The sequence below is a fragment of the Streptomyces sp. NPDC059456 genome (assembly GCF_042750055.1).
Taxonomy (GTDB): domain Bacteria; phylum Actinomycetota; class Actinomycetes; order Streptomycetales; family Streptomycetaceae; genus Streptomyces.
The window spans coordinates 1-20700 of record NZ_JBHYVA010000063.1 but is presented as its reverse complement, the minus strand read 5'-3'; the positions used below and the strand labels follow the sequence as shown (position 1 = coordinate 20700).

Annotated in this window: 16 protein-coding genes and 1 riboswitch; of the genes, 13 read left to right on the top strand and 3 right to left on the bottom strand. The window is 72.5% G+C overall.

What is annotated here, in order from left to right:
- On the top strand, positions 1 to 2870 hold a 2870-nt coding region (gene mfd, locus ACFXA3_RS08830; protein ID WP_385183945.1), incomplete at its 5' end, for a transcription-repair coupling factor.
- A 126-nt stretch (positions 2871 to 2996) separates the two neighbouring features.
- Here mfd and ACFXA3_RS08825 read toward each other — a convergent pair.
- Positions 2997 to 3179, bottom strand: coding sequence for an antitoxin (locus ACFXA3_RS08825; RefSeq protein WP_385183942.1), 183 nt, complete (start codon positions 3177 to 3179; stop codon positions 2997 to 2999).
- A 309-nt stretch (positions 3180 to 3488) separates the two neighbouring features.
- Between ACFXA3_RS08825 and ACFXA3_RS08820 the strand changes: the two genes are divergently transcribed.
- Both ACFXA3_RS08820 and ACFXA3_RS08815 read left to right on the top strand, forming a co-directional pair.
- Positions 3489 to 4076: a hypothetical protein gene (locus ACFXA3_RS08820; protein WP_385183939.1), complete on the top strand. Its 588-nt coding sequence runs from the start codon at positions 3489 to 3491 to the stop codon at positions 4074 to 4076.
- Positions 4073 to 5581: a protein kinase gene (locus ACFXA3_RS08815; RefSeq protein WP_385183936.1), complete on the top strand. Its 1509-nt coding sequence runs from the start codon at positions 4073 to 4075 to the stop codon at positions 5579 to 5581. Before ACFXA3_RS08820 ends, ACFXA3_RS08815 begins: the two co-directional genes overlap by 4 nt.
- A 40-nt stretch (positions 5582 to 5621) precedes the next feature.
- Here ACFXA3_RS08815 and ACFXA3_RS08810 read toward each other — a convergent pair whose 3' ends face one another.
- On the bottom strand, positions 5622 to 8018 hold the full coding sequence (locus ACFXA3_RS08810) for a YfhO family protein (RefSeq protein ID WP_385183933.1): 2397 nt from the start codon (positions 8016 to 8018) through the stop codon (positions 5622 to 5624).
- A gap of 192 nt (positions 8019 to 8210) precedes the next feature.
- Here ACFXA3_RS08810 and ACFXA3_RS08805 point away from each other — a divergent pair, with 192 nt between their 5' ends.
- Both ACFXA3_RS08805 and ACFXA3_RS08800 read left to right on the top strand, forming a co-directional pair.
- A complete protein-coding gene (locus ACFXA3_RS08805; protein WP_385183930.1) occupies positions 8211 to 8837 on the top strand; it encodes a SurA N-terminal domain-containing protein in 627 nt (208 codons plus the stop codon).
- 63 nt (positions 8838 to 8900) lie between these two features.
- Positions 8901 to 9953, top strand: a complete 1053-nt coding sequence (locus ACFXA3_RS08800) for a nucleoside triphosphate pyrophosphohydrolase (RefSeq protein ID WP_385183947.1) — start codon at positions 8901 to 8903, stop codon at positions 9951 to 9953.
- Between the two features lie 27 nt (positions 9954 to 9980).
- Here ACFXA3_RS08800 and ACFXA3_RS08795 read toward each other — a convergent pair whose 3' ends face one another.
- Complete coding sequence (locus tag ACFXA3_RS08795; RefSeq protein WP_385183927.1) at positions 9981 to 11195, bottom strand: globin domain-containing protein; 1215 nt, start codon at positions 11193 to 11195, stop codon at positions 9981 to 9983.
- A gap of 115 nt (positions 11196 to 11310) precedes the next feature.
- On the opposite strand from ACFXA3_RS08795, the gene ACFXA3_RS08790 reads away from it, so the two are divergent.
- The 8 genes from ACFXA3_RS08790 to ACFXA3_RS08755 all read left to right on the top strand — a co-directional run bounded on the left by ACFXA3_RS08790 (position 11311) and on the right by ACFXA3_RS08755 (position 20578).
- Positions 11311 to 12603, top strand: a complete 1293-nt coding sequence (locus ACFXA3_RS08790; protein ID WP_385183924.1) for a cytochrome P450 — start codon at positions 11311 to 11313, stop codon at positions 12601 to 12603.
- A gap of 102 nt (positions 12604 to 12705) precedes the next feature.
- Positions 12706 to 13740, top strand: a complete 1035-nt coding sequence (locus ACFXA3_RS08785) for a transglycosylase family protein (protein WP_385183921.1) — start codon at positions 12706 to 12708, stop codon at positions 13738 to 13740.
- A gap of 282 nt (positions 13741 to 14022) precedes the next feature.
- Positions 14023 to 14192, top strand: a riboswitch (cyclic di-AMP (ydaO/yuaA leader).
- 2 nt (positions 14193 to 14194) lie between these two features.
- Positions 14195 to 14908 (top strand): transglycosylase family protein, encoded by a 714-nt coding sequence (locus ACFXA3_RS08780; RefSeq protein WP_385183918.1) that lies wholly within the window; start codon positions 14195 to 14197, stop codon positions 14906 to 14908.
- 328 nt (positions 14909 to 15236) lie between these two features.
- Positions 15237 to 16529 carry a phosphopyruvate hydratase gene (gene eno, locus ACFXA3_RS08775; RefSeq protein ID WP_385183916.1) on the top strand — a complete coding sequence of 431 codons (1293 nt, stop codon included), beginning with the start codon at positions 15237 to 15239 and terminating at the stop codon, positions 16527 to 16529.
- Positions 16530 to 16671: 142 nt separating this feature from the next.
- A complete protein-coding gene (locus tag ACFXA3_RS08770) occupies positions 16672 to 17160 on the top strand; it encodes a septum formation initiator family protein (protein ID WP_385183913.1) in 489 nt (162 codons plus the stop codon).
- Between the two features lie 46 nt (positions 17161 to 17206).
- A complete protein-coding gene (locus tag ACFXA3_RS08765; RefSeq protein WP_385183911.1) occupies positions 17207 to 17764 on the top strand; it encodes a DUF501 domain-containing protein in 558 nt (185 codons plus the stop codon).
- On the top strand, positions 17761 to 18732 hold the full coding sequence (locus ACFXA3_RS08760; protein ID WP_385183909.1) for an exopolyphosphatase: 972 nt from the start codon (positions 17761 to 17763) through the stop codon (positions 18730 to 18732). Before ACFXA3_RS08765 ends, ACFXA3_RS08760 begins: the two co-directional genes overlap by 4 nt.
- 469 nt (positions 18733 to 19201) lie before the next feature.
- Positions 19202 to 20578 carry an NAD(P)/FAD-dependent oxidoreductase gene (locus ACFXA3_RS08755; RefSeq protein WP_385183906.1) on the top strand — a complete coding sequence of 459 codons (1377 nt, stop codon included), beginning with the start codon at positions 19202 to 19204 and terminating at the stop codon, positions 20576 to 20578.
- The last annotated feature ends 122 nt before the right edge of the window (positions 20579 to 20700 follow it).

Sequence of the window (20700 nt, the reverse complement as noted above, 5' to 3'; positions counted from 1 at the left end):
GCTCGCGGGGGGGCGCCGCGCCGGGGGTGGGGGCCCCCCCCGGCGGGGTGGTGGTTGTGACCGTGGTGGTGGGGGTGGGGGCCGCGGGCCTCGCCGAGGCCCACCCCGAGCTCGGCGAACTGCTGAACAAGATCGCCGAGGGGATCGCGGTGGAGGGCATGGAATCCCTCGCGCCGGTCCTCGTCGACGACATGGAACTGCTGATCGACGTCCTGCCGGCCGGGTCCATGGCCGTGGTCTGCGACCCGGAGCGGGTGCGCACCCGGGCCGCCGACCTGGTGGCGACCTCGCAGGAGTTCCTGATGGCGTCCTGGGCGGCGACCGCCGGCGGCGGGCAGGCCCCCATCGACGTCGGCGCGGCCTCGCTGCGCGGCATCGCGGACGTCCGGGAGCACGCCCGCGAGCTGGGCATGATGTGGTGGTCGGTGTCCCCGTTCGCGGCGGACGACGCCGACCTGGCCGCGGACACCCTCAAGCTCGGCATGCACGCCCCCGAGGCCTACCGCGGCGACACCGCCCGGGCGCTGGCCGACACGAAGGGCTGGCTCGCCGACGGCTGGCACACCGTCTACCTCACCGAGGGCCACGGCCCGGCCGCCCGCACCGTCGAGGTGCTCGGCGGCGAGGGCATCGCGGCCCGCCTGGAGGCGGACCTCGTGACCCTGGAGCCGTCCCTCGTCCACGTGACGTGCGGCTCCCTCGACAACGGGTTCGTCGACCCGGCGCTGAAGCTGGCCGTCCTCACCGAGACCGACCTGACCGGGCAGCGCACCGCCACCAAGGACCTGGGCCGGATGCCGACGCGGCGCCGCAAGTCCGTCGACCCCCTCACCCTGGAGGTCGGCGACTACATCGTGCACGAGCAGCACGGCGTCGGCCGCTACATCGAGATGGTGCAGCGCACCGTCCAGGGCGCCACCCGCGAGTACCTCCTCGTCGAGTACGCCCCCGCCAAGCGCGGCCAGCCCGGGGACCGCCTCTACATCCCCACCGACCAGCTGGAGCAGGTCACCAAGTACGTCGGCGGCGAGGCCCCGACCCTGCACCGGCTCGGCGGCGCCGACTGGACCAAGACCAAGGCGCGCGCGAAGAAGGCCGTCAAGGAGATCGCCGCCGACCTGATCAAGCTGTACAGCGCGCGCATGGCGGCCCCCGGCCACACCTTCGGCCCGGACACCCCCTGGCAGCGCGAACTGGAGGACGCCTTCCCGTACGCGGAGACGCCCGACCAGCTCACCACGATCGCCGAGGTCAAGGACGACATGGAGAAGTCGGTCCCGATGGACCGGCTGATCTGCGGCGACGTCGGCTACGGAAAGACGGAGATCGCGGTCCGTGCGGCGTTCAAGGCGGTCCAGGACGGCAAGCAGGTCGCCGTCCTCGTCCCCACCACGCTGCTGGTGCAGCAGCACTTCGGGACCTTCTCCGAGCGCTACAGCCAGTTCCCCGTCAACGTGAAGGCGCTGTCCCGCTTCCAGTCCGACACCGAGTCCAAGGCCACGCTGGAGGGCCTCAAGGAGGGCTCGGTGGACGTGGTCATCGGTACGCACCGGCTGTTCTCGCAGGAGACGAAGTTCAAGGACCTGGGCCTGGTCATCGTCGACGAGGAGCAGCGGTTCGGCGTCGAGCACAAGGAGCAGCTGAAGAAGCTGCGCGCCAACGTCGACGTGCTGACCATGTCCGCGACGCCGATCCCGCGCACCCTGGAGATGGCGGTGACGGGCATCCGCGAGATGTCGACGATCACCACCCCGCCCGAGGAGCGCCACCCGGTCCTCACCTTCGTCGGCCCCTACGAGGAGAAGCAGATCGGCGCGGCGATCCGGCGCGAACTGCTGCGCGAGGGCCAGTGCTTCTACATCCACAACCGGGTCGAGTCCATCGACCGGGCCGCCGCCAAGCTCCGCGAGATCGTGCCCGAGGCGCGGATCGCGACCGCGCACGGCCAGATGTCCGAACAGGCCCTGGAACAGGTCGTCGTGGACTTCTGGGAGAAGAAGTTCGACGTGCTCGTCTCGACGACGATCGTCGAGTCCGGCATCGACATCTCCAACGCCAACACCCTCATCGTGGAGCGCGGCGACAACTTCGGCCTCTCCCAGCTGCACCAGCTGCGCGGCCGGGTCGGGCGCGGCCGCGAACGCGGGTACGCGTACTTCCTGTACCCGCCGGAGAAGCCGCTGACCGAGACCGCGCACGAGCGGCTCGCGACGATCGCCCAGCACACCGAGATGGGCGCGGGCATGTACGTGGCGATGAAGGACCTGGAGATCCGCGGCGCGGGCAACCTGCTCGGCGGCGAGCAGTCCGGCCACATCGCGGGCGTCGGCTTCGACCTGTACATCCGCATGGTCGGCGAGGCCGTCGCCGACTACCGGGCGGCCGTCGAGGGCGGGGTGGAGGAGGAGCCGCCGCTGGAGGTCAAGATCGAGCTGCCGGTGGACGCGCACGTCCCGCACGACTACGCGCCGGGCGAGCGGCTGCGCCTGCAGGCGTACCGGTCCATCGCGGCGGCCAACTCCGAGGCGGACGTCAAGGCCGTGCGCGAGGAGCTCCACGACCGGTACGGCAAGCTGCCGGAGCCGGTGGAGAACCTGCTGCTGGTGGCGGGGCTGCGGATGCTGGCGCGGGCCTGCGGGGTCGGCGACATCACCCTCCAGGGCGTCAACATCCGCTTCGGCCCGGTGGAGTTGCGCGAATCGCAGGAGCTGCGGCTCAAGCGGCTCTACCCGGGTGCGGTCCTCAAGCCGGCCACCTCGCAGGTGCTGATCCCGCGGCCGAAGACGGCCCGGGTGGGCGGCAAGCCGCTCGTCGGACGGGAACTGCTGGCCTGGACCGGAGAGTTCCTCACCACGATCCTCGGGTCGTAGCCCGTAGCCCGTAGCCCGTAGCCCGTAGCCCGTAGCCCGCAGCCCGCAGCCCCTCGTGCGTACGCCCGGGAACCGGTACCACCGGTTTCCCGGGCGCGGCCCGGCACGGGGGGCTTGCCCGCGGGGCTACCTGTTGGGGTCGTCGTCGATCCCCAGGCGCCGCTCCGCCTCCTGCTGGGCCTGGTCGACCTGCTGCGTGTACTTGCCGCCGGTCCGCTGGTTGATCTGCTGCTCGGCGGCGTCGGACGCCTGCTTCGCCTGCTTGCCGTGGCCGTGGAGCATGGCCTTGGCCTTGTCGAGAATCCCCATGCGAGGGCTCCTTCCGTGTCCCTTTGCGACGCTACGCGTGTTCAGGGGGATCCGCCCGCCGAGGGCCGGGGGCCGGGCCGGGCCGGGCCCCGGCCCGGCTCCTCCCCCGGGGCGGTGGACTCGAACACGGCCCACGCCGGCCGCGGCTGTGCGGCGACCCTGCAACGGTTCGCGCATCCCCTCACTGACGGCCGGAAACGATGTATACGCTCAGACCCGAAACTTCGTCGACACGGTCCGTCAGGAGCAGCGATGCACGGCCCCGGCCTCCCGCCGCAGCAAGGCCCCCAGCCCAGTACCGGGGGAGTCGTGGCACTGCGCGTGCTGTTCGCCCTGCTGCCCGTCCTGAGCTGCGGCTTCCTGGGCTGGGGCACGATGCTGCGGCTCGCGGCCGTCACCCGCAAGCCCCGCGACTGGTGGCTGCTGGGCCTCAACTGCGTGCTCACGGTCGTCTGGGTCGCGCTGATCGGCGCCGACCCGACGCCCAACACCGACGGCTGGCAGGGCAACACCGGCGCGTTCGGCGTCATCCTGACCGGCTTCGCGACCTGCGTGTACTTCCTCGTCGCCGACATCCGTCACCACGAGGCCCTGGCCGTCGCGGCCCGGACCGCCCCCTGGTACCCGCCGCAGCCCGCGCCGTACGTGCCGCCGCAGCAGCAGCCCCGCCCCGCGTACGGCTACCCGCCGGTCCAGCAGACGCCCGTCCCGACGTCGACCCCCATCCCGACGCCCACCCCGAACCCCGCCCCCGGCCCGGCCACCCCGCCGCGGATCGGACAGGTGCGCGCCGAACTCGACGAGCTGAGCGAACTGCTGCGCAAGCAGACGCCGCACCCGCAGGCGAACCCGAACCCGAACCCGCCCGGCAACGAGGGTGAGGGCCCGGCGCGGTGACGGACGAAGACCGGATCATCGGCGAGCGCTACCGGCTGGCCTCCATCCTGGGCCAGGGCGGCATGGGCCAGGTCTGGACGGCGTACGACCAGCGGCTGGACCGCCGCGTCGCCGTCAAACTGCTGCGCCCCGACAAGGTGGCGGGCCCCGGCTCCGTCGCCGACGAGCTGCGCCGCCGCTTCGTGCGCGAATGCCGCGTCACGGCGCAGGTGGACCACCCGGGCCTGGTCACGGTGCACGACGCGGGCAGCGACGGGGACGAGCTGTTCCTCGTCATGGGCCACGTCGAGGGCACCGACCTCGCGGACCACCTCGCCCAGCACGACCCGTACCCCTGGCAGTGGGCGGTCGCCGTGGTCGCACAGCTGTGCGGGGTGCTGTCGGCCGTGCACGCGGTGCCGATCGTGCACCGCGACCTCAAACCGCGCAACGTGATGGTCCGCCCCGACGGCACCGTGCTGGTCCTGGACCTCGGCGTCGCCTCGGTGATGGACACCGACACCACCCGCCTCACCAGCACCGGCACCCCGATCGGCAGCCCGGCGTACATGGCGCCCGAGCAGGCGATGGGCGGCGCGGTGGGCCCCTCCACCGACCTCTACGCCCTCGGCGTCCTGCTGTACGAACTCCTCAGCGGCAACGTCCCCTTCGCCGGGTCCACCGCGCTCGGCGTGCTGCACCGCCACCTCTACGAGCCGCCCGTCCCGGTGCGCCGGCTGCGCCCCGAGGTCCCGCACCAGCTGGAAGCGGTCCTGCTCCACCTCCTCGCCAAGGACCCGCAGGAGCGGCCGGCCTCCGCGCAGCAGGTCTACGAGGCCCTCGTGCCGCTGCTGCCCAAGGACGGCTCCCCGAAGGGCGCACTCGACCCGACGCGTCCCTTCCTGCGCCCGCACGCCCCCTGGCCGGACCGCGCCACCACCGTCCCGCCGCAGCCGACGGCGCCGCCGACCCCGGTCAAGCCGGACATCCCGGCCGCGGTCGACGAGGCCCGCAGCCTCCTGGACCAGGGCCGCCTCACCCAGGCCGTCGACATCCTCGGCGGGATCCTCCCGGCCGCGGCGGCCGAGCACGGCGAGCACTCGCCGGTGGTCCGCTCCCTGCGCAAGCAGTACGCCGCCACGCTCATGGACGACGGCCAGTACCGCCGCGCCCTGCCCGAACTGCGCCGTCTCGCAGACGAGTTCCCGGCCGGCGACCCCCAGGCCCTGCGGTTCCGCTACGACGCGGCCCAGTGCCTGGAACAGCTCGGCGCGTCGGGGGCGGCCCTGGCCGAATACCGCTCCCTGCTCCCGCTGTTCGAGAACCACTACGCCAATCCGGACCCGGGCCTGCCGCTGGACGTCCGCCGCCGCATAGCCCATCTCCAGCTGTCCATGGGCGACCGCGTGGCGGCCCACGACACCCTGGCCCGCCTGATGTTCGACGCCGACCGCATCCACGGCCCGGCACACCCCTTCTCCACCGAGGTCCGCCGCACCCTGCACTGGCTCAGCCAGGTCCGCTGACGCCCCCGGCGCCGCCCGCCCGGGGCGGAGGCGCCGAGCCCTACGCGGACAGGGCGTGCTCGCCGGGCCGGGCGGACCGCCCGGCCCGGGACCCCCGCCGGCGCCGCGCGGCGAGGATGCCGGCCAGGAGCAGCAGGGCCGCCGCCGCGACGGCGGTGCCCGGCAGCAGGCCCGGGGGCCGGAAGGCGCAGCTGATCGTCGTGGTGCCCGGGGTCAGCGGGACGGAGACCAGGCCCAGGTAGCCGGCGGCCGGCCGGCCGTTGCAGGTCCAGCCCGCGATCGCCGGGGACGAGAGGACCGCAGTGCCCGTGGTGCCCGCCGGGACGGTGGCGGTGATGCCCGAGGAGCCGACCCGCAGGGACGTCGGGGCCGTCGCGCGGAGCCCGGCCACCGCCGTGTCCAGGCGGCCGCGGTCCAGGCAGGACAGGGCCCGGCGCGGCGGCGCGGGAGCGTCGAAGACGAGGACCGAGGACGCGCCCCGGGATACGCCGAGCGGCTGGAGGGCCGCCCGGTTGCGGGGCGCGTTGCCGTTCAGCCGGACCGCGGGGCCGTCCGCCAGGTGCGCCGTCGCGTTGTACTCCGGGGCCCACAGGTAGGCCTCCGTGCCCGCGCGGCACACCCCGGGCGCGACGGGGTCCTCGTACACGGTGGCGCCCAGCAGGAGTTCCTGGTTGGCGAACGGCGGCCCGTCGGCCGCGTAGGACGGTGCGGGACCCGGCGGCCGCAGGGTGATCAGCGGGGGCACCTGCGCGCGGCCGACCGTGCCGTCCGGGCGCAGCCGGGCGCCGACCGCGAACACCGCGTCCGTCACCGGATTGTCGATGCTCTGCACGTTGCGCCCGCGCGAGGTCCAGCCCGCTCCGAGGGCCGCCATCGTCCGCGTGAACACGTCCGGGGTGTGGCTGCTGTAGTAGGCGCCGCCCTCCCCGCCGAGCAGCAGCGGATCGTTGCCCGACAGGGCCGGGCGGCTCGGGTCCGTACGGTACGCGGGCCAGCCCTCGGCGCCGGCCAGGGCAGCGGAGCGCGCGGAGTGCGCCGTACCCCACGAGGGGTAGTCGTCCAGTCCGGCCAGCTTGCCCTTGTGCCCGTACGCCGTGGTTGCCGCCGCCTGGCCGACCAGGACCAGCGCCAGCAGCCCGGCCGCCGGGAGGAGCAGCCTGCGCTGGTGCAGGCACCACCAGGCCGTGCCCGCCGACAGCAGGCCGCCGCCGAACAGGGCGAACCCCCACGGCGTCGCCAGCGTGCTGCCGCCGGCCGCGACGGCCGCCGCGGCCAGCACCGCAGCGCCCCCCGCCAGCGCCCGCGGCCCCGGCAGTCCGGCCGCCAGCGCGGTCCACGCCGCGATCACGGCCACCCCGGCCAGGACGAACGTCTGCCGGTAGGGACTGCCGTTCGGGGTCGCGAACACGTGCCAGGCCAGGTGCGTCGGCGTCCACTGGAAGGAGACCAGCACGGCCGCGGTCAGCCCCGTCCACCACAGGCGGGTGCGCACCGGCACCGCCCCGTGGAACGGCAGGGCCGCCACCAGCACCAGCGTGCCCGTGCCGACGAACAGCGCCGGGGAGGAGAAGGAGTACGTCGCGGGCAGGATCCGCGCGAACAGGTCCGGCCAGGGCACCGGCCGGAACTGCCGCGTCCACCCCGGGTAGGCCTGCTTCGAGCTCAGGAAGAGGGGGACCAGCACCGGAGCGGACACCGCGATGCCCAGCAGGGTGGTCACCGCCCCGCGGCCGAGCACCCGCGCCCGCTCCCGCACCCCCTCGCGCATCAGCACCACCCGTACCAGGAGCACCAGGGCCGCGCCCAGCGTCGCCATGTACGCCGTGTAGAAGTTCGCCGTCCAGCACAGCGCGACCACGAGGACGGCGGCCGCCGGGCGGCGCCCCCGCAGCGCCCATTCACCCGTCAGACACAGGAGCGGGAAGGCGATCAGCCCGTCCAGCCACATCGGGTTGTACGAGGCCTCGATCACCGACCAGCCGCACAGCGCGTACGAGGCCCCCAGCAGCGCCGCCGCCCACCACGGCCCGCGGCGCTGGGTGCGCAGCAGCCACACCATGGCCGCCGCGGCGGCGGCCGTCTTCAGCACGGTGACCACGTAGACCGCGAGGTCGATGTCCTCGCGCGGGAAGAGGGCGACGAGCACGGCGAACGGGCTGGAGAGGTAGGTGCCGAAGTCGGGCAGGAAGCTCGTGCCGTAGCCCGACTGCCAGTTGAACAGCAGGCCGCCCTGCGCCCGGCCGTGCAGCAGGTCCCACAGGTGGGCGTGGAAGGGGACGAACTGATTGCCGAGGTCGTTGACGCTGCGGTGGCGGTGCCCGTACGGGAACACGCGGGCGGCCGCGTCCCCGGTGCACACGGCCACCACCGTGATCAGGGCGGCGAGGGCCGAGCCGGACAGGCTCCGGCGGCGCGGCGAGCGGTGCGGTGTCGACATGGTGCGCCGACCTTGGCACCGCCGGTGGGCCGGAGGGTGGCCACGGAATGACCGTGACATCAACAGACGCGTACCCCAACACCCCGGGAATCGTTGGTCGAAGCAGTGGCTCGGATCACCGTGACTGCATACCATCGATCACCGCACGGCCCTTGTGCACCGACGCACAATCTCCCGGCCCTGGAGGCTCCTTTGCACCGTCGCACTGCGCTCTCCGTCTCCGCCGCCCTGCTCGTGGCGGCTCCCCTGCTGTCCGCCTGCTCGGGCCAGGCCCGCCCCGGTACCGCGGCCGTCGTCGGCGGCGAACGGATCACCACCTCCGCGCTCCAGGCCCAGGTGGGCGCGGTCCGCGCGGCGCAGAACGACTCCGGGCCGACCGCCGCCCAGCTGATCCAGGCCTCGCCCGGCCTGGAGCGCATCAAGCTGAACAAGATGATCCAGACCGTCGTCCTGGAGCGCGCCGCGAAGGACGCGGGCGTGAGCGTCAGCGAGAAGGAGGTCCAGGACTTCCGCAAGGCCCAGCTGGAGAAGGCGGGCGGCAGCGAGAAGCTGGCCGCGGCGGCCCTGGAACAGGCCCAGCTCGCGCCCGGCCAGCTCGACGCCGACGCCCGGTTCAAGCTGCTGCGCGACAAGCTGTTCGACCACTACGGCAGCCAGGACAAGGCCGTCGAGAAGCTGGCCTCCGCCGCGAAGGCCCTGCACATCGAGGTGAACCCGCGCTACGGCGTGTGGGACGCGCAGCAGATCGTGCTCGGCGACCAGGACACCCCCTGGATCGTCCAGCGGACCCGGCCCGAGCAGGCTCCCGCCGGAGCCTGAGCCGTCCGGGGGAGGAGGTAGGTTCGGAGGGTGAACGACCACGCCGCCGAACCCGCCCCCGCCGTGCCCGCAGCCGCCGCCGACGCGCCGGCCGTCGGCCGGATCGTCCTGCTGACCGCCAGCCACCGGGTCGCCCCCGGCCTGCTGTCCTGGCCGGCCTGGCAGACCCTGCAGGCCGCGGACCGGGTGCTGTGCGCCGATCCCGCCCACCCGCAGCTGCCGTACCTGCGCGAGGCGGGCGTCGAGGTCGCGCACGAGAGCCCGGACGCGCACGCGCTCGTCGAGGCCTGTGCCGGCGGCCGCACCGTCGTGGTGATCCCGGGCGGTGAGGGCGACCGGCGGCTCACCGACGGGCTGGCCCGGCTGGCCGGCTCCGGCCGCGTCGAGATGCCCGACCTCGAACTGCTGCCGGGCTCCTACGACCTGCCCGGCGCCCGCCTGCTCGACCTGGTCCAGGTGATGGACCGGGTCCGCCGCGAGTGCCCCTGGACCTCGCGCCAGACCCACGAGGGCCTCGTCAAGTACGCGATCGAGGAGGCGTACGAACTCGTCGAGGCCATCGAGGACGGGGACCGGGAGGCGCTGCGCGAGGAACTCGGCGACGTCCTCCTCCAGGTGGTGTTCCACGCGCGCATCGCCGAGGAGGATCCCGACGGGCCCTTCTCGGTCGACGACGTGGCCGCCGGCCTCGTCGAGAAGCTGATCCACCGGCATCCGCACGTCTTCGGGGACGCCGAGGCGCAGACCCCGGAGGACGTCAACGCCCACTGGCAGCGCACCAAGGCGGTCGAGAAGCAGCGGGAGTCGGTCACCGACGGGGTTCCGCTGGGCCAGCCCGGGCTCGCGCTCGCGGCCAAGCTCGCCGGGCGGGTCCGCGCCGGCGGCGTGTCCGTGGAGCTGCCCCGCGGCGAGGGCATCGGGTACGAGCTGCTGGAACTGGCGGCGCGCGCCGAGGCGGCCGGGACCGACCCCGAGACCGCGCTGCGGGCCGCGGCCCGCGTCTACCGGGACGCGATCCGCGCCGCGGAAGGACTCGGCGGAGCCGGTGGCGGGCGCGATGACGAGCGCGACGGCGATGACGCCGACGAGGACGGCGGCGAGGACGGCGGGGCGTGATCCGCTCCGCTGCGCCGCAGGGCTCCGTCAGGTCCGGGGCGCGCGGCCCGAGGGGTCGTGCCAGTGCGGTGCGGGGCGGCTGAGGAACCACTCCCCGAAGCCCAGGGGGCGGCCGTTCGGGCCGTGCCCGGTGCCGGCGGCCGGTGCACCGTCGTGGAAGATCCGGCCGGGCAGGGCGCCCAGCCCCTCCAGCAGGTCCACGGTCTGCTCGACGAACGGCGGCGGCCCGCTGAGGTAGACGTCCTGATCGGGCCACCGGGCCCGGTGGCCGAGAGCGGTCGCGAGCCGCGCGGTGGCCTGGTCGCGGTGCTGCCCCGGGGCGGGCGTGATGTAGGTGACGCCGAGCCAGCCGAAGGCGGCGGCGTACTCGTCGATGAGCGGGCGGTCGTAGAGGTGCGCGGCGTCGCGGGCGACGACGAAGAGCCGTACGTCCTGATCGGGGGGTTGTCCGGCGAGCTCCTCCAGCAGGGCCCGGACCGGCGCCCAGCCGGTGCCCGCCGCGATGAGGCTGACCGGGCGGCCGGCACGGCGCAGGGTCAGCCGCCCGGCGGCCGCGCCGAGCCGCAGCATCTCGCCGGGCCGGGCCTCGCGGACCAGGGCGGTGCTCAGCCGGCCGTGCCGCACCCGGCTGACGTGCAGGTCGAGGGTGCCGTCCGGGCGGGGGGCGTTGGCGATGGAGTAGGTGCGCCAGACCGCCGGAACCCGCCGGCTGCTCACGCTCGCGTACTGGCCGGGCCGGTGGGGGAAGGGGGCGTGCGGGCGCAGGGTCAGCACCCCCGTGTCCCGCCCGTACCGGAGGTGGCGGACGATCTCGGCGTCCCACCACGGGGGGTCCTCGCTCGCGGCGGCCCCGGCCATCATGGCGTCGGCGATCACCTGGTAGGCCTCGGACCAGGCCTTCTCCACGGCCGGGTTCCAGGCGTCGCCGCAGGTGCGGGCGAGCGCGGCGAGCAGGCTCGCGCCGACGGCGGCGTAGTGCTCGGGGCCGGCGCGGAACTTGCGGTGGTCGCGGCCGAGGGCGTGGAGATAGGGGAGGAGGCTCTCGTCGCCGAGGCGGGCGACCACGTGGGTGAGCGCGGCGAACAGCCGGTCGCGCTGGCGCTCCATGTCCTGGGCGGAGGCCGGGAAGAGCTCACGGATCCCGGGGTTGTGCCAGAAGAGGTGCGAGTAGAAGTACTTGACCGCGTGTTCGGCCCGTCTCTCCACCACCGCGAAGCTGCTCTTCAAGATCCTCACATCCACAGCACCGAAAGTAGGAACGCGGAACGCCGCGGAGTCAAGGGAGGGCGGATCTACGGACAGCCGCGGCGAACACCCCATATGGGATGGCGGCCGGCGCGCGGGATACGGTCGGCGGGTGCACGAGCCGACCTCCGCAGCCCCCGCAGACAGCACTCCTCCTCAGGGCCCGACCCTGTTCGACTGGGAGTTCGCGACCGATCCGTATCCCGCGTACGCCTGGCTGCGCGAGCACTCCCCGGTGCACCGCACCAAGCTGCCGAGCGGGGTCGAGGCCTGGCTGGTCACCCGGTACGCCGACGCCCGCCAGGCCCTCGCCGACCAGCGGCTCAGCAAGAACCCGGCGCACCACGCGGAGCCCGCGCACGCCAAGGGCAAGACCGGGATCCCGGGGGAGCGCAAGGCGGAGCTGATGACCCATCTGCTCAACATCGACCCGCCGGACCACACGCGGCTGCGGCGGCTGGTGTCGAAGGCGTTCACCCCGCGCCGGGTCGCCGAGTTCGCCCCGCGGGTGCAGGAGCTGACCGACCACCTCATCGACAAGATCATTGAAAGGGCCGGGGACGCGGGCACGGGGGAAGCGGACCTCATCCACGAGTTCGCGTTCCCGCTCCCCATCTACGCCATCTGCGAGATGCTCGGCGTGCCGCGCGAGGACCAGGACGACTTCCGCGACTGGGCCGGGATGATGATCCGCCACGGCGGCGGTCCGCGCGGCGGGGTCGCCCGCTCCGTGAAGCAGATGCGGACCTATCTCGGCGAACTCATCCACCGCAAAAGGGATGATCTGGGCAATGACCTGATTTCGGACCTGATCCGCGCGAGCGACCACGGCGACCACCTGACGGAGGCCGAGGCCACCGCGATGGCCTTCATCCTCCTCTTCGCCGGCTTCGAGACGACCGTCAACCTCATCGGCAACGGCGTCCACTCCCTCTTCATGAACCCCGACCAGCGCACCCGCCTCCAGGACTCCCTCGCCGCCGGCGAGAGCGGCCTGCTGGAGACCGGCATCGAGGAGCTGCTGCGCTACGACGGACCCGTGGAGCTGGCCACCTGGCGGTTCGCCACCGAGCCGCTGACCCTCGGAGGCAAGGACGTCGCTGCGGGCGATCCGGTTCTCGTCGTCCTCGCCGCGGCCGACCGGGACCCCGAGCGGTTCGCCGATCCGGACGCCCTCGACCTCTCCCGCACCGACAACCAGCACCTCGGATACGGGCACGGCATCCACTACTGCCTGGGTGCTCCGCTCGCACGACTTGAAGGACAAACGGCGCTTGCGACTTTGCTCACGCGTCTGCCCGATCTGGAACTCGCTGTTCCGCCCAACGAGCTTCGCTGGCGCGGCGGTCTGATCATGCGTGGCCTGCGCACTCTTCCTGTCCGGTTCACACCTCGAAACACCTGAACGTCCCCTGACCGGAAGTCAGCGCACGCCAAGAGTTGTGACTTGCATGCCAACAAGGCTAGGTTCTGCCGTTACCCAGCCGTTATGCGAAAGGTGCAGCTCATGCGTTCCGGGAACGGCCGCCACAGACGCCCCCGCCAGGTACCCGCGATAGTCGTCACCGCCGGAGTCACAGGTTCCGCGCTGGCGCTGCCGCTGCTCGCCGCCACCGGCGCGCGCGCGGCCGACACCTCCACGTGGGACAAGGTCGCCGAGTGCGAGAGCGGCGGTTCCTGGAGCGCGAACGTCGGCAGCGGGTCCTACGGCGGACTTTCGTTCACGCAGGAACAGTGGAACGCCTCCGGCGGCCAGGAGTTCGCCGAGCGCCCCGACCTCGCCAGCCGTTCCCAGCAGATCGCCGTCGCCGAACGCGTGCTGGGCACCCAGGGCCCGCAGGCCTGGGGCCAGTGCTCGGAGTCGGCCGGACTGACCCAGCAGGCCCCCGCGGCGGCCGTGGACCCGGGCCTGCCCGGCTCCCTCGCCCCCGTCGGCGCGAGCGCCTCGCGGCCCGACGACTCGGTCCCCAAGGGCGGCTCCGGCGCGCAGGCGACCGACTTCGGCGCCCCGACCCACGGCCCGTCCCCCGTCTTCACGCTCCCGCCGGCGCCGCTCGCCCCGAGCAGCGGACTGCCCGTCATGCCCGAGCCGGACGCGCCGTCCACCTCGCCCACGGCCCCGGTGCTCCCGGGCGGCCCGACCACGACCCCGGGCACCCCCACGCTCCCGACGACGCCCACCACGCCGGGGACGACCCCGACCGCCCCGGTCAACCCGGCCGACCCGAACGCCCCGGTCACCCCGACCGGCCCGGCGGCCCCGACCACCCAGGGCGCCCCGGCCGCCTCCACCGACCCGGCCGGCATCCCGGACGTCTCCGGCACCGGCAAGCACCGTGGCACGCCCGCCGTCGAGGCGTCCGCCGCCGCTGGCGCGGCGTCGGACCCCTCGTACACCGTCAAGGAGGGCGACAGCCTGGCGACCATCGCGTCCGCCAAGAAGGTCAAGGGCGGCTGGAACGCGCTCTACGCGGCCAACGAGCAGGTCATCGGGGATGACGCCAATCTGATCAAGCCCGGTCAGAATCTGGATCTAAGCTAGGAATAGCGGCACTTCGGGCACCCAGAAAGAGTTGAATGTCCGTTATCTGCAAGTGAGACATGTGTCTCTTCCGGTCAACTGGCGTGTCCCGCCTGCCGCCTTCCGCAAACCCCGCCCTCACCTGCGCAAATGCCCACAAGGAGAGCGCAAGTAGGGCCCGTTTCTCCCCGGTGTTCCTCGTTGAACATCGGGGAGAGACCTGTCTACCTTCTGATTCGCCCGCCACCGCGGGCTCCTTCGACCGCATCGCCGAATCCTGCCGGCGGACGGGGGGAACAGTCGTCGCGTCAAGCGCCGAAGGCAGGAGCGGGGGAACCAAGGTAGGCGCCGGGACCGGCCGTTGAGAGACGGACGGAAACGGCTAGGGGTTAAGTCGTGCGCCACGACGCACGGCCGGGCACTCATCCGCCCGAACCCGACAGCTCACCTCGTAGGCGTCGGTGAGGAGAACTCCATGCTGCTTTCCGGCAAGGGCAAGCACCGCCGTTCCACGGCCATCGAGCGCACCACCCGCATCGTCACGCTCGCTGGCGTCGCCGGTGTCGCGGTCGCCGCGCCCCTGATGGCGGCCGGCTCCGCCTCCGCCGCCACCGCCTCCGAGTGGGACCGCGTCGCCCAGTGCGAGGCCGGCGGCAACTGGTCCATCAACACCGGCAACGGCTACTACGGCGGCCTGCAGTTCTCGTCCTCCACCTGGGCCGCCTACGGCGGCAAGGCGTACGCCTCGCAGGCCAACCAGGCTTCCAAGTCGCAGCAGATAGCCATCGCCGAGAAGGTCCTCAAGGGCCAGGGCAAGGGTGCCTGGCCGGTCTGCGGCAAGGGCCTCTCCAACTCCTCCTACGCCGGTGGCGGCGCCGCCGAGACCACCAAGAAGGTGGAGACGAAGGCCGAGACCACCAAGAAGGCCCTGCCGAAGAAGGCCGAGCCGAAGAAGGAGACGCCGAAGCGCGCCGAGGCCCCGGCCCCGACCACCCGCTCCGAGCGCGCCGAGGCCCCGGTCGTCAAGACCGGCAACGGCTCGTACGAGGTCAAGGCGGGCGACACCCTGGGCACCATCGCCGAGGCGAACGGCGTCAAGGGCGGCTGGGAGAAGCTCTTCGAGCTCAACAAGGACATCGTCTCGGACGCGGACCTGATCTACCCGGGTCAGATGCTGAAGCTCAGCTGAATCCTGCGGTAACGACCGCGGACGCGTGCACGGCACGTGACCTCCCCACCGCCCGGCGCGTCTCCCCCCACGCGCCGGGCGGCGGTGTTTTCCCGTCCGGGTCGCGGCCCGGGCCCGGACCGGGCGCGCTCCGGAGCGTCCGGAATCCGGCCGAGACGCCGATGATCAAGGGCCGTATGTCCTGGAAGGCGGGTATTCGGGCCCTTTTTCGTCCCAGGAGGCGGGCGGTCGGCCGGCCGAGTGCCCGGAGCCGGTTAGGCTCTAGGCGGCGGGGCCATCCCACGGCCCCACATGCCGCCGCACACCCAGCGTCACATCCCAGAAGGAGATGCTCGTGCCGTCCATCGACGTCGTCGTAGCCCGGGAAATCCTGGACTCCCGAGGCAACCCCACGGTCGAGGTCGAGGTGGGCCTCGACGATGGCAGCACCGGCCGTGCTGCAGTTCCGTCCGGTGCCTCCACCGGTGCCTTCGAGGCCATTGAGCTCCGTGACGGTGACCCCAACCGCTACATGGGCAAGGGCGTCGAGAAGGCCGTCCTCGCGGTCATCGAGCAGATCGGCCCGGAGCTCGTCGGCTACGACGCCACCGAGCAGCGTCTGATCGACCAGGCCATGTTCGACCTGGACGCCACCGACAACAAGGGCTCGCTCGGCGCCAACGCCATCCTCGGCGTGTCCCTCGCCGTCGCGCACGCCGCGTCCGAGGCCTCGGACCTCCCGCTCTTCCGCTACCTCGGCGGTCCGAACGCGCACCTGCTGCCCGTTCCGATGATGAACATCCTCAACGGTGGGTCGCACGCCGACTCCAACGTGGACATCCAGGAGTTCATGATCGCCCCGATCGGCGCGGAGTCCTTCTCCGAGGCGCTGCGCTGGGGTGCCGAGGTCTACCACACCCTCAAGAAGGTCCTGCACACCAAGGGCCTGTCCACCGGTCTCGGTGACGAGGGCGGCTTCGCCCCGAACCTGGAGTCCAACCGCGCCGCGCTCGACCTCATCATCGAGGCCATCAAGCAGGCCGGCTACACCCCGGGCAAGGACATCGCGCTCGCGCTCGACGTCGCCGCGTCCGAGTTCTACAAGGACGGCAAGTACGAGTTCGAGGGCCAGTCCCGCTCGGCCGCCGAGATGACCGACTACTACGCCGAGCTCGTCGAGGCGTACCCGCTCGTCTCCATCGAGGACCCGCTGTTCGAGGACGACTGGGCCGGCTGGAAGACCATCACCGACCGCCTCGGCGCCAAGGTCCAGATCGTCGGCGACGACCTCTTCGTCACCAACCCCGAGCGTCTGGCCCGCGGCATCGAGGAGGGCTCCGCGAACGCCCTGCTCGTGAAGGTGAACCAGATCGGTTCGCTGACCGAGACCCTCGACGCCGTCGAGATGGCCCAGCGCAACGGCTTCAAGTGCATGATGTCGCACCGCTCCGGCGAGACCGAGGACGTCACCATCGCCGACCTCGCCGTCGCGGTGAACTGCGGTCAGATCAAGACCGGCGCCCCGGCCCGCTCGGACCGCGTCGCCAAGTACAACCAGCTGCTGCGCATCGAGGAGATCCTCGACGACGCCGCGGTGTACGCCGGCCGCTCCGCCTTCCCGCGGTTCCGTCCTGCGAACTAAGAGCATTCGGTAGGCAGCCGGCAGGCACGGCACGGGGCAATCACGCTCTTGCCCCTCCCGCCTTCCGTACGTCCCCGCACTCGGTCCCGTACCGTGTGCGGGGACGTATTGCGTAGCGCGTACATAAGGGGAGGCGGGGTCAATGGCCGGGAACCGGGATCGGTTCTCCACCTTCTCCACCGCGACGAGGCTCAAGCAGCTCGGCGAGCGGACCGCGGCCCACGTCTACCGCTCGCAGACGCGCCGCCAGGTCCGCCGCAGCCGGCTCACCGGCCGGGCCGCGCTCCTGGTGCTCGTCCTCTGTACGCTGGTCGTCGCCCTCGCGTACCCGATGCGCCAGTACGTGTCCCAGCGGTCGGAGATCGCGGAGCAGCAGCGGGCCGCCGAAGCCGCCGGCTGGCGCCTCGAACGCCTCCGCGACGAAAAGGCCCGCTGGCAGGACAACGCGTACGCGGAGCAGCAGGCGCGCAAGCACCTGCACTTCGTCCGGCCGGGCGAGATCAGCTACATCATGACCGACCCCGGGGCCGGGGCCGCCGAGCGGCACCGCACCGGAGCGGCCGGATCCGACCGGCCGTGGTACTCGAACGTCTGGGACGGCGTCGACAAGGCGGACCGCCCCGGCGAGTGACGAGCACCCGCACCCATCCACGAGAACGAAGAGACTTCCTCCAGGCATGCAGACGCCCCCGCCCCAGACCGACCGGACCGAGCCGACCGAAGCGGACATCGACGCGTTCCAGCAGCAGCTCGGCCGCCCGCCGCGCGGGCTGCGCGCCATCGCCCACCGCTGCCCCTGCGGCCAGCCGGACGTGGTGGAGACCGCCCCGCGGCTTCCCGACGGCACGCCCTTCCCGACGCTGTACTACCTCACCTGCCCGCGCGCGGCCTCCGCGATCGGCACGCTGGAAGCCAACGGCGTGATGAAGGAGATGCAGGCCCGGCTCGCCGAGGACCCCGAGCTCGCGGCCGCCTACCAGAAGGCGCACGAGGACTACATCGAGCGCCGTGACGCCATCGAGGTGCTCCAGGGCTTCCCGAGCGCCGGCGGGATGCCGGACCGGGTGAAGTGCCTGCACGTGCTGGTCGGTCACTCGCTGGCCGCCGGCCCCGGGGTGAACCCGTTCGGCGACGAGGCCCTGGCGATGCTGCCGGAGTGGTGGGCCAAGGGCGCCTGCGTCACGCCGTGCGCGCCGAAGGCGGAGGCGGCGGAGCAGCAGGAGCCGGACGCGTGACCCGCGTCGCCGGCATCGACTGCGGTACGAACTCCATCCGTCTGCTCGTCGCGGACTTCGACCCGGCCACGGGCGAGCTGGTCGAGCTGGACCGGCGGATGACGATCGTCCGCCTGGGCCAGGGCGTGGACAAGACGGGGCGGCTGGCCCCGGAGGCGCTGGAGCGGACCTTCGCGGCCTGCCGCGAGTACGCGGCGGTGATCGAGGAGTTCGGTGCCGAGCGGGTGCGGTTCGTGGCGACCTCGGCCTCCCGCGACGCGGAGAACCGGGACGAGTTCGTCCAGGGCGTGCTCGGCATCCTGGGCGTCGAGCCCGAGGTGATCTCCGGTGACCAGGAGGCGGAGTTCTCCTTCACCGGCGCCACCAGGGAGCTCGTCGCCCACGAGCACCTGGAACGGCCCTTCCTGGTGGTGGACATCGGTGGCGGCTCGACCGAGTTCGTGGTCGGCGAGGAGCACGTACGGGCGGCCCGCTCGGTGGACGTGGGCTGCGTCCGGATGACCGAACGGCACCTGGTCGTGGACGGGGTGGTCACCGACCCGCCGACCGCGGAGCAGATCGCCGCCATACGGGCCGACATCGAGGCGGCGCTGGACCTGGCCGCGCGGACGGTCCCGCTGGCCGAGGCGCGCACGCTGGTCGGCCTGGCCGGCTCGGTGACCACGGTCGCGGCGATCGCCCTCGGGCTGCCGGAGTACCTCTCCTCGGAGATCCACCACGCGCGGATCCCGTACGAGACGGTGCGGGAGATCAGCGAGCGGATGCTGACGGCCACGCACGCCGAGCGCGCGGCGATCCCGGTGATGCACCCGGGCCGGGTGGACGTGATCGGCGCGGGCGCCCTGGTGCTGCTCGCGATCATGGAGCGGACCGGAGCCGCGGAGGTCGTGGTCTCGGAGCACGACATCCTCGACGGAATCGCGATCAAGACCGCGGAAGAGGTCGAGGCGGACCGCCTGCGGTCCTGAGCCCGCCCTGCGCACGGCGGCGTCCCGGTGGGTCACCGGGGCGCCGCCGTCGTGTTTGCGGGCCCGTCCGGGGGGCGCAAAGGACCTTCAGGGGCCTTTACGGGGGTCTTAGGTCCCCTCGTCCACAGAAAGTTCGTGAAGTTCTTCACAAGGAAAAGAGGCCTGATGGGCCCCCGGAAGGGCCCTTCGGGGGGTTCCCGGGGTTCGCGGACCCCGTTCATGCGAGCGTTCGTGCGATTCGGGGGTCGGCTCCGGGCCCGTCGGTAGGTATCCACCAACCCGGTGGTCTACTCCGGTTACAGGCCCGGAGGCCAGTTCAGCGCAGGTGAACAACGACTCCCGTTACACCGTGGTTCCCATTCCGCGCCATGACCTCCGTCACGTGGGCCGCGCAGTGTAGCAGAGGCCTTCCGTCACCTTGTGAAGGGGCTCACGAGCATCACCCCTTGGGGTGCTGGATACTCGTTCCATGAGCACCACGGAGCGTCCCAGGATCCTCGTTGTAGGAGGTGGGTACGTAGGCCTGTACGCAGCCAAGCGCATCATGAAGAAGATGCGCTACGGCGAGGCGACCGTCACGGTCGTCGACCCGCGCTCGTACATGACCTACCAGCCCTTCCTCCCTGAAGTGGCCGCAGGCAGCATCTCGCCTCGGCACGTCGTCGTCCCGCTGCGACGCGTGCTGCCCAAGGCAGAGGTTCTCACCGGCCGGGTCACCAGCATCGACCAGGACCGCAAGGTCGCCGTCGTCACGCCGCTCGTCGGCGAGGCGTACGAGCTGCCTTTCGACTACCTGGTGATCGCGCTCGGCGCCGTCTCCCGCACCTTCCCGATCCCCGGCCTCGCCGAACAGGGCATCGGCATGAAGGGCGTCGAAGAGGGCATCGGCCTGCGCAACCACGTCCTCGAGCAGCTCGACAAGGCCGAGTCCACGACGGACGAGAACGTCCGCCGCAAGGCCCTCACCTTCGTCTTCGTCGGCGGCGGCTTCGCCGGTGCGGAGACCATCGGCGAGGTCGAGGACATGGCCCGCGACGCCGCGAAGTACTACACCACCATCAAGCGCGAGGACATGCGCTTCATCCTGGTGGACGCGGCCGACAAGATCCTCCCCGAGGTCGGGCCCAAGCTCGGCACCTGGGGCAAGGAGCACCTCGAGTCGCGCGGCATCGAGATCTACCTCAACACCTCGATGGACTCCTGCGTCGACGGCCACGTGGTGCTGAAGAACGGCCTCGAGGTCGACTCCGACACCCTCGTGTGGACCGCCGGCGTCAAGCCCAACCCGGTGCTGGCCCGCTACGGCCTGCCGCTGGGCCCGCGCGGCCACGTCGACACCGCCCCGACCCTCCAGGTCCAGGGCACCGACTACATCTGGGCCGCGGGCGACAACGCCCAGGTCCCGGACATCGCCGCCCGCAAGGCCGGCGTCGAGAACGCCTGGTGCCCGCCGAACGCCCAGCACGCGCTGCGCCAGGCCAAGGTCCTCGGCGACAACGTCATCTCGGGCATGCGGGGCTTCCCGCAGGCCGAGTACTCGCACTCCAACAAGGGTGCGGTGGCGGGCCTCGGCCTCCACAAGGGCGTCGCGATGATCGTCATGGGCAAGACGAAGATCAAGCTCAAGGGCCGGCTCGCCTGGTACATGCACCGTGGCTACCACGGCATGGCCATGCCGACCTGGAACCGCAAGATCCGCGTCTTCGCCGACTGGACCCTCGCCATGTTCCTCAAGCGCGAGGTCGTCTCCCTCGGTGCGCTGGAGACCCCGCGCGAGGAGTTCTACGAGGCCGCCAAGCCGGCGCCGGCCCCGGCCGCCACGGCAGCCAAGGCCAAGGCCTCCTGACCCGGGTCTGACCGGCAACACCTCCAGCACGTCCCCGAAGGGGGGGGCCCCGCCCCCCGGGGGGGGGGGGGGCCGGGGCCGGGGGGGGCGGGGGGGGCGCGGGGCGACCCGATTGGGCGCGC